Source organism: Pseudomonas sp. nanlin1 (assembly GCF_045571515.1).
In the GTDB taxonomy this organism is placed as follows: domain Bacteria; phylum Pseudomonadota; class Gammaproteobacteria; order Pseudomonadales; family Pseudomonadaceae; genus Aquipseudomonas.
This window is the reverse complement of record NZ_CP124218.1, coordinates 2,574,758-2,588,188: the sequence shown is the minus strand read 5'-3', so window position 1 is coordinate 2,588,188 and position 13,431 is coordinate 2,574,758. Positions and strand designations below refer to the sequence as shown.

Genomic DNA, 13,431 nt, shown 5'->3' with positions numbered 1-13,431 from the left:
CTCAACCCTCCTTCGCGGGGGTCGAAGGTGCGCTCGCCTGGGTATCAGCCGAGCTCGTCGCCGGCTGCACCTGCACCGCCGCGCCCGCGCGGACTTTCTGCCCGCCTTCGACGATCAATTGATCACCCGCCTTCAACCCAGCCGTAACCCACCACTGATTGCCCACCGCACGGTCGACGGTCAACTGGCGCTGCTCGACCTTGCCATCGACCACCAGCAGGGCGCTGGTCACGCCACTGGCGCTGCGGCTGACCGCCCGCTGAGGCACCAATATGGCCTGTTCATCGCGCCCTTGTTCAAGCACGGCACGCACGTACATGCCAGGCAGTAGCAGGTGTTGCGGGTTAGCGAATTCGGCCCGCAGGGTCACGGTACCGGTGCCTTCATTGACGCTGACACCGTTGACTTTGAGCCGCCCTGGGTGGTCATAGGTGCTGCCGTCATCAAGTAGCAGGCTGACCGTCGCCTCACCTTCGGCGCTGGCTTGCAAGGCGCCGCTGGCCAAGTCGCGCTTGAGGCGTAACAGCTCAGTGGTCGACTGGGTGACGTCGACATAGATGGGGTCCAACTGCTGCACCGTGGTCAGTGCGCTGTCCTGGTTAGCCACCACCAGCGCGCCTGGGGTCACGCTGGAGGTCTCACTGCGCCCGCTGACCGGCGAGGTGATCCGGGTATAGGCCAAGTTGATTCGCGCACTCTCGACATCGGCCTGGGCCACTTGCACGTCGGCCGCGGCGGTCAGCACGTTGGCTTGGGCATCTTCATTGTCTTGCTGGCTGATGGCGTTGATCTTCACCAACTCGGCGTTGCGGCGGGCCGTGGCCTGGGCCGACTTCAGCGAAGCCTGGGCCTTGGCCAGGCTCGCTTTGGCCTCGGCCAGGGCCGCGGTATAGACCGCCGGGTCGAGCTGGTAAAGTGCCTGGCCGGCCTTGACGTCGGCGCCTTCGACGAACAACCGGCGCTGGACGATGCCGCCCACCTGCGGACGAATCTGCGCCACCATGTATGCCTGGGTGCGACCCGGCAATTGGGTGGTCAGCACTTGGCTCTGGGGCTGCACGCGGATGACCGACACCTTCGGGGTAGGCGCTGCCGGTGGTGGATCCTCGGCGGAGCAGCCGCCCAGCAGGAGCATGGTGATCACAGACAGGAACACCGCAAGGGTGACCAGATATTTGGCGAGTATTTTCGTCGACATAGGTGCCTCTGCAAGACGGATCGGCTTGGGCCGGTGGCCATCTTGCTGAGCAAATGTGCAGGAAAATTGAAGATTGCCCGGCTGGGTTGAATCTTTTCCGGGGGCAGGCCTAAATGGTCGAGTCATTTCTCACCGGCCGCAGCCCATGAAGTTAGGTATCTCCAGCAAATTGTTCGGCGCCGTCCTGGGAGGTGTATTGCTGGTTATCCTGAGCATGGGCCTGGCCACCAGTTGGAGTTTCACCCGAGGCTTTCTCGGCTACCTCAACGAACAGGCCCTGGAGCGGATGGCACCCGTGCTGCCGCGCTTGGCCGCGGCATACGCGCGCGAAGGCAACTGGGATTTCTTACGTAACCAGGCAGACCGCTGGTTCGAGATCATGCGCCCCGAACTCGGCGAAGACCCGGCCAAAAATGACTTACGCACGCCAATGGCCTCGGACCTCACCGGGGCGCTGTTTCGCATTGCCTTGCTGGATCAGCAGAAAAAACGCGTAAACGGCTACCCGGACATTGGCACCGATGCCCTCTTGCGCCCTATCGTGGTGGCAGGCGAAACCGTGGGCTGGCTGGCCGTAACCCCCTTCCAGAGCGTGACCGAGGCCGGCGGCGAGCGCTTCCAGCAGTACCAACTGCGCACCAGCCTGGCCATGGGCGCGTTCTCCTTGCTACTGGCCATGCTGATTGCCTGGTGGATCGCCCGGGCACTGCTGGAACCGGTCAAACGGGTCGCGGCGGCCACCCACCGCCTGGCCAGTGGTGACTACAACAGCCGCGTGGCCGTGGCCTCCAACGATGAAGTGGGCCAGTTGGCGCGTGACTTCAATCAGCTCGCCTATACCCTGCAACGCAACGAACAGATGCGCCGCGAATTCATGGCCGACGTCTCCCATGAACTGCGTACGCCCTTGTCGATACTGCGCGGGGAACTGGAGGCCATCGAGGACGGCGTACGCACCCTCAACCCTGGCACCCTGAAGTCCCTGCAAGGCGAAGTGGGCATGCTCAGCAAACTGGTGGACGACCTCTATGAGTTATCGCTGGCCGATGTCGGTGCACTGACCTACCGCAAAGCCCCCTGTGCCCTCGACCAACTGCTGCAAAACAGTGTGAGCATGCTTCAGGAGCGCCTGAACGCGCGTGCGCTACAGGTGGAACTCAACCTACCCGCCCAGCCCCTAGAGCTGGTGGCCGACGCCAACCGGCTGCACCAACTGTTTGCCAACCTGCTGGAAAATGCCGTGCGCTACACCGACCCCGGAGGGCTGATACGGATCAACGCCAGCGTGCAACGCAACGAGCTGTGCATCGACGTGCTCGACTCCGGCCCAGGTGTCTCGGCCGAGCAACTACCGCGCCTGTTCGAGCGTTTTTATCGCGGCGACTCCTCGCGCAACCGCGCCTGTGGCGGCGCCGGCCTTGGCTTGGCGATCTGCCAAAGTATCGCCCTGGCCCACGGCGGCAGCCTAAGCGCCGACCATTCGCCCCTGGGCGGCCTCTGGCTAAGCCTGCGCCTGCCAAGGAATGCCTGAGCATGCCCGACGAAAGCCCGATTCTAATCGTCGAAGACGAACCCAAACTCGCCGCCCTGATGCAAGACTATCTAAACGCAGCCGGCTACCCGACTCAGTGCCTGGACAACGGTTTGCAGGTGGAGCCTGCCGTACGGGCCCAGGCACCGCGCCTGATCCTGCTCGACCTGATGCTGCCCGGCCTCGACGGCCTGCAGGTGTGCGAAAACCTGCGCCGGTTCAGCGCCGTGCCGATTGTCATGATCACTGCCCGCGTGGAAGAAGTGGACCGCCTGCTCGGCTTGGGTGGGGGCGCCGATGACTACATCTGCAAACCCTTCAGCCCTCGCGAGATGGTCGCCAGGGTCAAAGCCATCCTGCGCCGCAGCCCACAGTTGCTCAGCAACGCCGCTCAGCGCCTGGTGATCGACCCGGCACGCTACCAGGCATCGCTGGACGGCATCGCGCTGGACCTCACGCCCTTGGAGCTGCGCTTGCTGAGCACCTTCGCTGGCGCCCCCGGCCGGGTTTTTTCCCGCGACCAACTGCTCGACAAAATCTACTCCGACCACCGGGTGGTCACCGACCGTACAGTCGACAGCCATATCCGCAACCTGCGCCGCAAGCTCGAGCAAGCCTGCCCCGGCGAGCAGCCCATCGAATCGCTGTACGGGGTGGGTTATCGGTTTCAGTTGGCCGAGCGCTGAAGCGCCGGGCTGTTCGCTTTGAGATCAAGAGCTCGGGGGCAAGGCCCCCTCCTACGGTCGGGGGGATATTCGATTTGGTGTATGCCGCACATCAGGTAGGAGAAGGCTTGTCCCCGAGAGGCTGCGCAGCAGCCGGTTAGCGCGTTAGCAGTGACGCGCTCAGTCAACTCTGACCGCTGCGTTAAAGCATCCGCCCCGCCTAAGACTTACAGTCCAATCGCCATAAGAAGCCACCCAGCTCGCAATTCCAATAATAGAGCGATGCCAATGAGACCGACCCTAACCCTGCCAGCGTGCCTGGCACTCAGCTTCGTAGCCCTTGCTAGCAACGCCGCAGACGGCCCGCCGCCGCCCTCCGTGGCCCAGCCCAGTGGTATCAACCTGGGTGGGACGAGCTTTTACGATGGCTTTGCCGGCCCCCCTGGGTTGTCTCATCAGACCTACCTGAAATTCAGTACGGCCAGCAGTATCCGCAACAACGCGGGCAAGAATAACAGCGCCTTCGATGATCCCAAGATCAACGTCATCACCCTGATCAACCAGCTGAGCTATTACTCGCCCAATAGTATTGGCGGCGGCGCCCACCTGGGTTGGAGCCTGTTGGTGCCCATCGTCTCCCTGGATGGCGACTTCGGCGACAACGGCGTCAAGTTGCAAGACAACGCCACCGGCCTGGGCGACGTGACGTTCGGCCCACAGGTGCAGTTCGACCCCATCGTCGATGCCCATGGCCGGCCGGTGTTTGTCCAGCGCATAGCCCTGGATACGATCTTCCCCACCGGCAAATACGACAAGCATAAAGACCTCAACCCCGGCTCCAACGCCTACTCGATAAACCCCTACTGGGCCGCTACATGGATGCCAGTGGCCGGCTGGGAGGTGAGCTGGCGCTTGCACTATCTGTACAACTTCAAGAACGACGACCCTGCCAGCAGTTCGGCCCAGGTCTACGAAGGTCGGCCCGTGCGCGACACCCAGGCGGGGCAGTCGGCGTGGGCCAACTTCACGGCCTCCTACGAGGTGGTGCCGAATGTCTCGGTGGGCATCAACGGCTACTACTTCAGGCAAATCTCCGACGATGAAGCCAATGGCAGCCGCCTGCGCGATTCTCGGGAAAAAGTCCTAGGTATTGGCCCCGGGCTGTTCTGGAGAGTCAGTGACCGCCAAGGCTTTTGGCTCAACACCTACAAAGAAACTGAAGTGCAGAACCGCTCCCGCGTGGATTACGCCGTGCAACTGCGCTACGTCCACCAATTGTTCTGACCGATACGTGCACCCGTTGGTGGACACATGGCGGGCTATTGATCGAGGTGAGGTTTATGAACGCGCTTGCAAGCATCGACAGTAAACAATCATTGGCTGCTATTTGCCTGATGATGGTCATATCCCTGGGCACCCTGCAGATCCAGCCCATCTTGGGTGGGGCCTTTATCGACCAATTGGGTCTACCACTCAACGCCATTGGCGCCATCTTCGCTGCGGAGCTGACTGCCATGGCGCTAGCCTGTGGCGTCTGCGCGATGCTCATGACCAAGGTCGACCGACGTCGCTTCGCCCTGGCGGCGCTGCTAATCCTGACGCTGGGCAACCTGGCCAGCACGCAATTTCACAGCCAGACGGGCTTGCTGATTACCCGGGTGATCTGTGGCGCCAGCGGCGGCGCGGTCATGGCAATCGTGTACGCCACCGCTGCGTTACGTACCGGCAAAGACGCCACATTCGCGGTGATCAATATCGGGAACCTGCTATGGGGCATGTTGCTGGTCACCTGCATGCCCATTCTCCTCAGTACCTACGGCGTCAACGGCGCCTTTGTGCTGCTCGCGGCGGCCAGTGCCCTGGCCGCGCTAGGTGGCTGGCGGGTGCCCAGGCACTACCCCACCGCGCAACGCCTGAGGAACCCGACGATCCAGCCCTTCGGGCTTACGGCCATGCTCTTGATCGTCCTGTTCGCCCTGCTGTTTTTCGGCCACTCGGCGCTGTGGGTGTACCAGGAGCGCATTGGTAAAAGCCTGGGTTTGGCGCCGCAACAGATTGGTGGGATTCTGGGCGGCAGTATTCTTGCTGGCGCCCTGGGTGCGGGCCTGGCGGGGCTGCTCGGGCGCCGCCTGGGGTTATTGTTTCCGCAACTGCTGAGCTTTGGCACGGCGTTGCTCGCCACCCTGATTATGGTCTACGGCGACAGCCCCATCGCGTTCGCCGCCACCGCGTGCCTGATCCACATGGTGTGGTTTTTCAGCCTGCCTTACCTGCTGTCCATGGCGGCGGAGCTGGACCCTTCTGGGCGCCTGGCCGGGCTGGGCAACGCGGCTATTTTCGTCGGCCAGGGGTTAGGCCCCTTCGGCGCGGCCCTGGTGGTTGGCGAAGGACACTTCCGTGCCGTCGGCTGGCTCGCCGCCTCGGCGTACTTGGTGGCCTTGGTGATCTCGTGCCTGGTGGTCGCACGCTTTCGCCGTGGCATGCAGGCCGCCGCCCCCACCCTGGCGCCGCAATCGGCCTGATCGCCACTTGAATATCACTGACGTCAATGAGGTCGCTCCATGCCCAACCCATTCCCGCGAACGCCTGAATTCTCTGGCGCCCTTTATACCCCCAGCCGTGTCGAGGCCGAGGTGTTCGACTTGGAGATTGAAGGCACCCTACCCGCCTCGATCCACGGCGCCTTCTACCAAGTCGCGCCGGACCCGCAGTTTCCGCCGATGTTGGGCAACGATATTTTTTTCAATGGCGACGGCATGGTCAGTGCTTTTTACTTTGCCGACGGCAAGGTGTCGCTGCGCCGCCGCTACGTAAAGACTGATCGGCTGATGGCCCAGCGCCGCGCAGGACGCTCACTCAACGGTGTCTACCGCAATGCCTACACCAACGATCCCCTCGCGGCAAAAAACAACACCACCGCCAACACCACAGTGGTGCCACACAACGGCGTATTGCTGGCCCTCAAAGAAGACGCCCTGCCCTGGGCGCTGGACCTCGACACCCTGGAAACCCTCGGCGAATGGGACTTTGGCGGGCAGATTCGCTCAGCCACTTTTACCGCCCACCCCAAGCTCGACCCCGTCACCGGTAATCTGCTTGCCTTCAGTTATGAAGCCAAAGGGGACGGTACCCCAGATCTCGCCTATTTCGAAATTTCAGCCGACGGCAAGCTGCTCCACGAGACCTGGTTCCAGGCGCCCTACGCGGCCATGGTCCACGATTTCGCGGTGACCGAGCACTACGTGGTGTTTCCGTTGATTCCGCTGACGGTAGACGTCGAGCGCATGAAGAACGGCGGGCAGCACTTCCAATGGCAACCCGACCTGCCGCAATTGTTCGCGGTTTTGCCACGCGCGGGCAGTGCCCAAGACGTACGCTGGTTCAAAGGCCCCAAGGACGGCTTTCAGGGGCACACACTTAATGCCTACGATGAGGGTAATAAGGTGTACGTGGACATGCCCGTCACCGGGGGCAATATCTTCTACTTTTTCCCGCAAGCCGACGGTTATGTGCCGCCCCCCGAGACCCTGGCGGCCAGCCTGATGCGCTGGACTTTCGACCTCGACAGCACGCAAGACGAAGTGCAACCGCAGCCGTTCACCGACTACCCCTGCGAGTTTCCTCGCTGCGACGCCCGTTACCTGGGGCGCAAGTACGAACACGGTTTTGTCATCGCCCTAGACCCAAGGCGCCCGTACAACCCTTCCAATGGGCCGATGCCGTTTCAATTCTTCAACCTGCTGGCCCATGTCAACCTCACCACGGGGACCACCGATGCCTGGTTTCCCGGCGACAGCGGTTGTTTCCAGGAGCCGATTTTCATACCCCGCGCGGCCGATGCCGCCGAAGCGGACGGCTACGTGGTTGCCCTGCTCAATGACCTCGTCAGCGGCCACAGTGAGTTGGTGGTGCTGGACTCGCAAAATATGGCGGCGGGCCCCATCGCCCGAATAAAAGTGCCTTTGCGCATGCGCATGTCGCTGCACGGTTGCTGGGCCCCGCAGCAAAAGTAGCACCATCGATTGTGCGGGGCGATCGCCCTGCACACCCGCCTTCACCCCACCTGCGGCAGCATAAAATTAATTAATTCCATAATGCGGGATTTTTGCAGAAATCCCGCTTTACAGGATTATCCTTCAGGTCTAGATTAACCCCTAAGCCGCCCCAACCGAGCGTGCAGCGCTGAACCTCTTCGCCCGAATGCCTTTGCACTCACCCTGACCAGGAGCCTTCCATGAAACTCGCAAGCTTCATCATCCACGGCCGCAGCACCTACGGCATCGTCGATGGCGATCACGTTCTCGACCTGGAGTCGGTCAAGGCGACGCTCGGCACCGACCTCAAGCATGCCTTGGCCAACAACCGCCTGGCGGAGCTTGCCCCAACTGTGCTGGCTGGGCTGCCGCGCATAGCCCTGGCTGACGTCACTCTGCTACCCGTGATCCCCAACCCCGGCAAAGTGCTGTGCATCGGCATCAACTACGCGACCCACGTGCGCGAAACCGGCCGCGAGATGCCCACCTATCCGATGATTTTCACCCGCTTCGCCGACAGCCAGGTCGCCCACTTGCAGCCCATCGTGCGGCCCAAGGCTTCGCACAAGCTCGATTTCGAAGGCGAGTTGGCCGTGGTGATTGGCAAACCGGCGCGCCATGTCAAACACGCCGATGCCCTGGACTATGTCGCCGGCTACGCCTGCTACAACGATGGCAGTGTGCGCGACTGGCAGAAGCACACGATTCAGTTCATACCCGGCAAGAACTTCCCCAACACCGGCGGCTTCGGGCCATGGCTGGTCACCGGCGACGAAATCGGCGATCCGCAGCAGTTGCAATTGACCACGCGCCTGAACGGCGAAGTGATGCAGGACACCCGCACCAGCGACATGATCTTCGATGTCCACCACCTCATTGAATACTGCTCGACCTTCACCGAGCTGGCGCCAGGCGATGTCATCGTCAGCGGCACCACCGGCGGTGTCGGTGCGTTCCGCGAGCCGCCGGTGTGGATGCAGCCGGGTGATCAAGTCGAAGTCGAGATTTCCCGAATCGGTATTTTGCGCAACAGCATCGTCGACGAGCAGTGAACATGGACCCACTCATCACCACTCCCCTGCCCGCAGAGTCAGAGGCGGACGCCAAAGGCTCGAGCCTGGAGCGCATGCTGCGGGTACTCGACCTGTTCACCGAGGCCGACCCGATCTGGGCGGTCGACGACATGGGCGCCACCCTGGGCTTTACCCGCTCGACCATCTACCGCTACGTGCGCGAACTGGCCGAGGCGAACCTGTTGTTCCAGGTCGAAGCCGGGCGCTACTCCTTGGGGGCACGGATCATTACCTGGGATCGCCAACTGCGCGTCAGCGACCCCCTGGTGCGCGCCGCCCAGGCGTTGGAGGCAGACTTTCCGCGCTGGTGCGAGCAACAGGTGTGGCTGATCTGCCGCCTGTTCAAGGACCGGGTGGTGTGCATTCACCAGACCGGTGAATTGTTCAGCGAAGTCAGCTACTCCCGGGGTTCGCCACGGCCGTTATTCCTTGGCGCCACCTCCAAGGCGATCCTGGCCAACCTGACGGCGCGCCAGCACAACCAGCTCTTTCTCGATAACCCCGCCGACGTGTATGCCAGTGGCCTGGGCCAGACCTGGGAAGCGTTCCGCGCCTCGCTGCAGCGCCTGCGCCGCCAAGGCTACGTGACCAGCGCTGGCGAGGTCGACCCTGGCGTGTATGGCCTCGCTGCGCCGATCTTCGACGGCGACGGCAAAGTGGTGGGCAGCATCAGCTGCGTGCGCCCCATCGAACAAAGAGACGAACCACAGCAACCGGCCCAGGGCGAGCAGATCCTGGCCCTCGCGCAGCAACTGTCTCAGCTCATGGTGGCGCTGGCCCAGCGCGGCAAACCATTGAGCTGAGCCATTGACCTGACTGAGCCTTCGGAAGAGAACAATAATGACAACCCGAAAAAGTATCACCGCTGAAGTCTTGATCGTCGGCGCCGGCCCCACCGGGTTGACCCTAGCCAACCTACTGGGCCTGGCTGGCGTCAACACCTTGATTATCGATCGCAAGCCCGGCACCGTTACCGAACCGCGCGCCGTCTCCATCGACGACGAGTCTCTGCGCACCCTGCAGGCCGTCGGCCTCGACCAGGCCGTGCTCCGCGACGTGGTGTCCGGCTATGGCGTGCATTACTTCACCCGGCCGGGTGGCCGCTGTTTCGGTAAGGTCGAGCCAACCGGCAAGCTGTACGGCTTCCCCAAACGCAACGCCTTTCGCCAGCCGCTCTTGGAACGCACCCTGAAAGACGGCCTGGGCCGCTTTGCCTGCGTCAGCACGGGCTTCGAGCAGGAGCTGCTGGAGTTTACCCAGGACCGCCAGGGTGTCCGCGCGCTGATCCGTGAGGCCAACGGGGACATGCTCGAGGTTAACGCGGCCTATATGGTGGGCTGTGATGGCGGCCGCAGCAGCGTGCGCAAGCAGTTGGGCATACAGATGGTCGGCTCGAGTTTTTCCTCGCGCTGGCTGGTGGTCGATACCGACCAAGATACCGACACCTTCTGGCAAACGCGGGTCTACTGCGATGCGCGCCGCCCCGTGGTCGAAGTCCCCGGCCCGCACCGCACCCGTCGTTTCGAATTCTTGCTCAAGGCCGATGAAAGCGACGAGCACATGCTCAGCGAGCAAGCGTTGCAAGACCTGCTGCGGCCCTTTCGTGGTGACACACCAGTCAGCGTGGTGCGCAAGACCATCTACACCTTTCATGCCCGCGTGGCCGATCGCTGGCAGGCGGACCGGGTGTTTCTCGCTGGCGACGCGGCGCACCTCACCCCACCCTATGCGGGCCAAGGTATGAACAGCGGCGTGCGCGATGCGCATAACCTGGGCTGGAAACTGGTCGCCGTGCTGCGGGGGAAAATCGCTGAAAACGCGCTATTGTCCTACGAAAGCGAGCGGCGCGATCACGCCTGGGCGTTGATCAAACTGGCGTTGAACCTGGGTACGGTGATGGCGCCCGCCACAGTGCTACGGGCCCGTTTGATCAGCGCGGCGTTTGCCGTAATTGGTTTATTGCCACCGCTGCGTGATTACTTCCTGCAAATGCGTTTCAAGCCCAAGCCGCGCTTCACCAAAGGCCTGGTGCTGACCGACGGCAAGGCCGGCGGGCTGTCCTGTGGGCAGATGTTTCCCCAACCGCTGCTCACCGACAGCCAGGGCCAGGACGTGCTGCTGGACCACATCATCGGCGCCGGCTTTGCGCTGGTCCAGTACGGCGACCCGACACGCCAGCGGGTGGACGAACTGCAGCACCCATTATGGAGCCACCTGGAAGCCAAACGAATCCTGATCCTCGCCGAACATGTCGGGAGCATGCCGTCGATTCCCGGCTGCACCGTGCTGCATGACCGCCAGGGTGCGCTCAAACCCATCCTGGGCGAATCCAACGGCTTCTTGTTGCTGCGGCCCGATCGCTACATCGCGGCCATCTTCGACAAGCCCGGCGAAATGCAGGCCGGGGACGCTTTGCAAGCGCTACTGGGCGTCGCGACGGCGCGCCGCCAAGACATCGAACCGGGCGTGACAGCCCTTTTCACCTGAGCCATCCCAGCCCTAGAGGTGTTTATGCAAACACTGCAAACTTCCACACCCGCGCGCCTGTGCTACCTGCACCTGGCGAGCAAAGCCGCGCAAGCCCAAGTCGACTTCTACCGGCGCTTGCTGGACATGGACTGCCAGCCACAGGCCGATGGCAGCTGGGTCCTGAGCGGCCCACAACGCACGATGCTGGTATCTCCGGCCGATCACAGTGGCCTGCTGGCTTTCGCCTACGACCTCGGTGACCCGGCGCGCCTGCAAACCCTGCGCAGGCAACTGAGCGAACGCGGTTGCAGCCCTGAAGACATTGACTCGCCGCTGCTGGAGCCGGGCGCCTACGCGATCCGCGACCCTCAAGGCCGGCAAACCCTCTTTGGCCTGGCGCGCCCGGCTGCAGCAGAGAGTGCCACAGGCCTGCCCGGCCGCCTCCAGCACGTGGTATTCCAGACCACTGAGCTGGAGGCCATGGTGGACTTCTATGTCAACACCGTGGGTTTCACTATCTCCGACAACGTGGTCGACGAGCAGAGCGGCCAGCTAATGGTGTGCTTCCTGCGCTCTGATGATGAGCATCACTCCCTGGCGTTTTTCCGCGGTTCGAAAAACGAATGGGACCACCACTGCTACGAAACCAATGAATGGAATGACATTCGCGATTGGGCGGACCGCTTCGCCAAAGACCACATCAGCATCTTCTTTGGCCCAGGGCGGCACGGCCCAGGCAACAACCTGTTCTTTATGGTGGTGGATGCCGACCGCAATCGCTTGGAGTTCTCCGCCGAGCTGGAAGTGACTGATGCCGCCCGCGAACCCGGGGTTTGGCCGCAATGTGAATACACATTGAACTCCTGGGGACGAGCCTGGATGCGCAGTTGAACAAAGCCGCTCGCTTTGCGACGCCGATAGGGCTCTCCTTCATTCAGAGGTACGACCATGACCACAGAACAACACGCACCCTACGCCATCAGCGGCGACCAATATATAAACGCTAACTGGCGTGCCGGCCGCTCTTCGCGCCGCCTGGACGACCGCAACCCGTTCGACGACAGCCTCTTGCTGGAAATGCCGTTGGCCTCCATCGCCGACCTCGACGACGCCTACCAGGCTGCCCAACGCGCTCAGGCCGGCTGGGCGCAACTGCACGCCAGCGAACGCAGTGGGCTGTTGGAAAAACTGGCCCAGGTCATCCAGGGACGCGGCGACGAGATCATCAACTGGCTGATCCGCGAGTCCGGCAGCACGCGAATCAAAGCAGGCATGGAATGGCAGACCACCCTTAACCTGGTGCGCGAGTGCGCGACCCTGCCGATGCAGGTCGAAGGGCGCATACTCACCAGCTACAAGCCCGGCGAACAAAGCTTCGTGTTCCGCGAGCCACTGGGCGTGGTCGGGGTCATCAGCCCGTGGAATTTCCCGCTGTACCTGAGCATGCGCTCGGTGGTGCCCGCCCTCGCCCTGGGTAACACCGTGGTGCTGAAACCGGCCAGTGACACGGCGGTGACCGGTGGCTTACTGATCGCCCATTTGTTCGAAGAAGCCGGTTTTCCCGCAGGCGCCCTTAATGTGGTGGTAGGCGCCGGCTCGGAAATCGGCGATGCGTTCGTCGCGCACCCAGTCCCCAGCCTGATTTCCTTCACCGGCTCCACCGACGTCGGGCGTAATGTGGGGCGCATCGCCACCGGCGGCAAGCACATCAAGCGGGTGGCTCTGGAGTTGGGAGGTAACGCACCGCTGGTGGTCTTGCAGGATGCCGACATCGAGATCGCCGCCCATGCCGCAGTGGTCGGGCGCTTCCTGCACCAGGGGCAGATTTGCATGAGCGTCAACCGGGTGATCGTCGACCGTACGCTGCACGCCGATTTCACCGCTTTGGTAGTCGAGCGCGTGCGCAATCTCAAGAGCGGCGACCCAGCCCTCGCCGACACCGTGATCGGCCCCGTGGTGAACCGCAGCCAGCTCGATGGCCTGCTGCGCAAAATCGACGCGGCCAAGCACGCAGGCCTTGAGCAATTGTGCGGTGGGCCCGCCAACGGTCTGGTACTGCCACCCCACGTGTTCGCCAAGGTGGGCGCGGATCACGAACTGGCGCGGGATGAGACCTTCGGGCCACTGTTGCCATTGCTCATCGCAGAAAACCAGGAGCACGCCCTGCAGTTGGCCAATGCCAGCGAGTATGGCCTGTCCAGTGCAGTGTTTACCCGTGACATGGCACGCGGCCTGAGCTTCGCCCGGGGGATCGTCGCAGGCATGACCCACATCAACGACATCACCATCGACGATCAACCCAACGCGCCGTTCGGGGGCGAAAAGAACTCCGGCCTTGGCCGCTTCAACGGCCATTACGCCATCGATGAATTCACCCGGGCGCACTGGGTCACCTGGCAACCCGGTGGTCACCGCTACCCCTTCTGATAGGCGTCGGTATCGCTTCGGGCTACGGATGGCC

Annotated in this window: 11 protein-coding genes; 10 read left to right on the top strand and 1 reads right to left on the bottom strand. The window is 62.7% G+C overall.

All coding sequences use genetic code 11. From position 1 onward, the window contains the following. Window position 1: 1 nt before the first annotated feature. Window positions 2-1,198, bottom strand: coding sequence for an efflux RND transporter periplasmic adaptor subunit (locus QCL65_RS12045; protein ID WP_407316446.1), 1,197 nt, complete (start codon window positions 1,196-1,198; stop codon window positions 2-4). A 145-nt stretch (window positions 1,199-1,343) separates the two neighbouring features. On the opposite strand from QCL65_RS12045, the gene baeS reads away from it, so the two are divergent. The 10 genes from baeS to QCL65_RS11995 all read left to right on the top strand — a co-directional run bounded on the left by baeS (window position 1,344) and on the right by QCL65_RS11995 (window position 13,397). Then, window positions 1,344-2,729 carry a sensor histidine kinase efflux regulator BaeS gene (gene baeS / locus QCL65_RS12040; protein ID WP_407316444.1) on the top strand — a complete coding sequence of 462 codons (1,386 nt, stop codon included), beginning with the start codon at window positions 1,344-1,346 and terminating at the stop codon, window positions 2,727-2,729. A gap of 2 nt (window positions 2,730-2,731) precedes the next feature. Further along, on the top strand, window positions 2,732-3,415 hold the full coding sequence (locus QCL65_RS12035; RefSeq protein ID WP_407316442.1) for a response regulator: 684 nt from the start codon (window positions 2,732-2,734) through the stop codon (window positions 3,413-3,415). A 267-nt stretch (window positions 3,416-3,682) separates the two neighbouring features. After that, the gene (locus QCL65_RS12030) at window positions 3,683-4,678 is read left to right on the top strand and encodes a transporter (RefSeq protein WP_407316440.1); all 996 of its coding nucleotides are present in this window, start codon (window positions 3,683-3,685) and stop codon (window positions 4,676-4,678) included. Window positions 4,679-4,734: 56 nt separating this feature from the next. Continuing rightward, a complete protein-coding gene (locus QCL65_RS12025; protein WP_407316439.1) occupies window positions 4,735-5,916 on the top strand; it encodes an MFS transporter in 1,182 nt (393 codons plus the stop codon). Window positions 5,917-5,955: 39 nt separating this feature from the next. Then, a complete protein-coding gene (locus QCL65_RS12020) occupies window positions 5,956-7,407 on the top strand; it encodes a carotenoid oxygenase family protein (protein WP_407316437.1) in 1,452 nt (483 codons plus the stop codon). A gap of 221 nt (window positions 7,408-7,628) precedes the next feature. Next, a complete protein-coding gene (locus QCL65_RS12015; protein ID WP_407316435.1) occupies window positions 7,629-8,480 on the top strand; it encodes a fumarylacetoacetate hydrolase family protein in 852 nt (283 codons plus the stop codon). Between the two features lie 2 nt (window positions 8,481-8,482). Beyond that, the gene (locus QCL65_RS12010) at window positions 8,483-9,304 is read left to right on the top strand and encodes an IclR family transcriptional regulator (protein WP_407316433.1); all 822 of its coding nucleotides are present in this window, start codon (window positions 8,483-8,485) and stop codon (window positions 9,302-9,304) included. Window positions 9,305-9,341: 37 nt separating this feature from the next. Next, window positions 9,342-10,988, top strand: a complete 1,647-nt coding sequence (locus tag QCL65_RS12005) for a bifunctional 3-(3-hydroxy-phenyl)propionate/3-hydroxycinnamic acid hydroxylase (protein WP_407316432.1) — start codon at window positions 9,342-9,344, stop codon at window positions 10,986-10,988. 24 nt (window positions 10,989-11,012) lie between these two features. Next, window positions 11,013-11,861, top strand: coding sequence for a VOC family protein (locus QCL65_RS12000; protein WP_407316431.1), 849 nt, complete (start codon window positions 11,013-11,015; stop codon window positions 11,859-11,861). A 57-nt stretch (window positions 11,862-11,918) separates the two neighbouring features. Then, window positions 11,919-13,397, top strand: a complete 1,479-nt coding sequence (locus QCL65_RS11995) for an aldehyde dehydrogenase family protein (protein ID WP_407316430.1) — start codon at window positions 11,919-11,921, stop codon at window positions 13,395-13,397. Window positions 13,398-13,431: the final 34 nt, after the last annotated feature.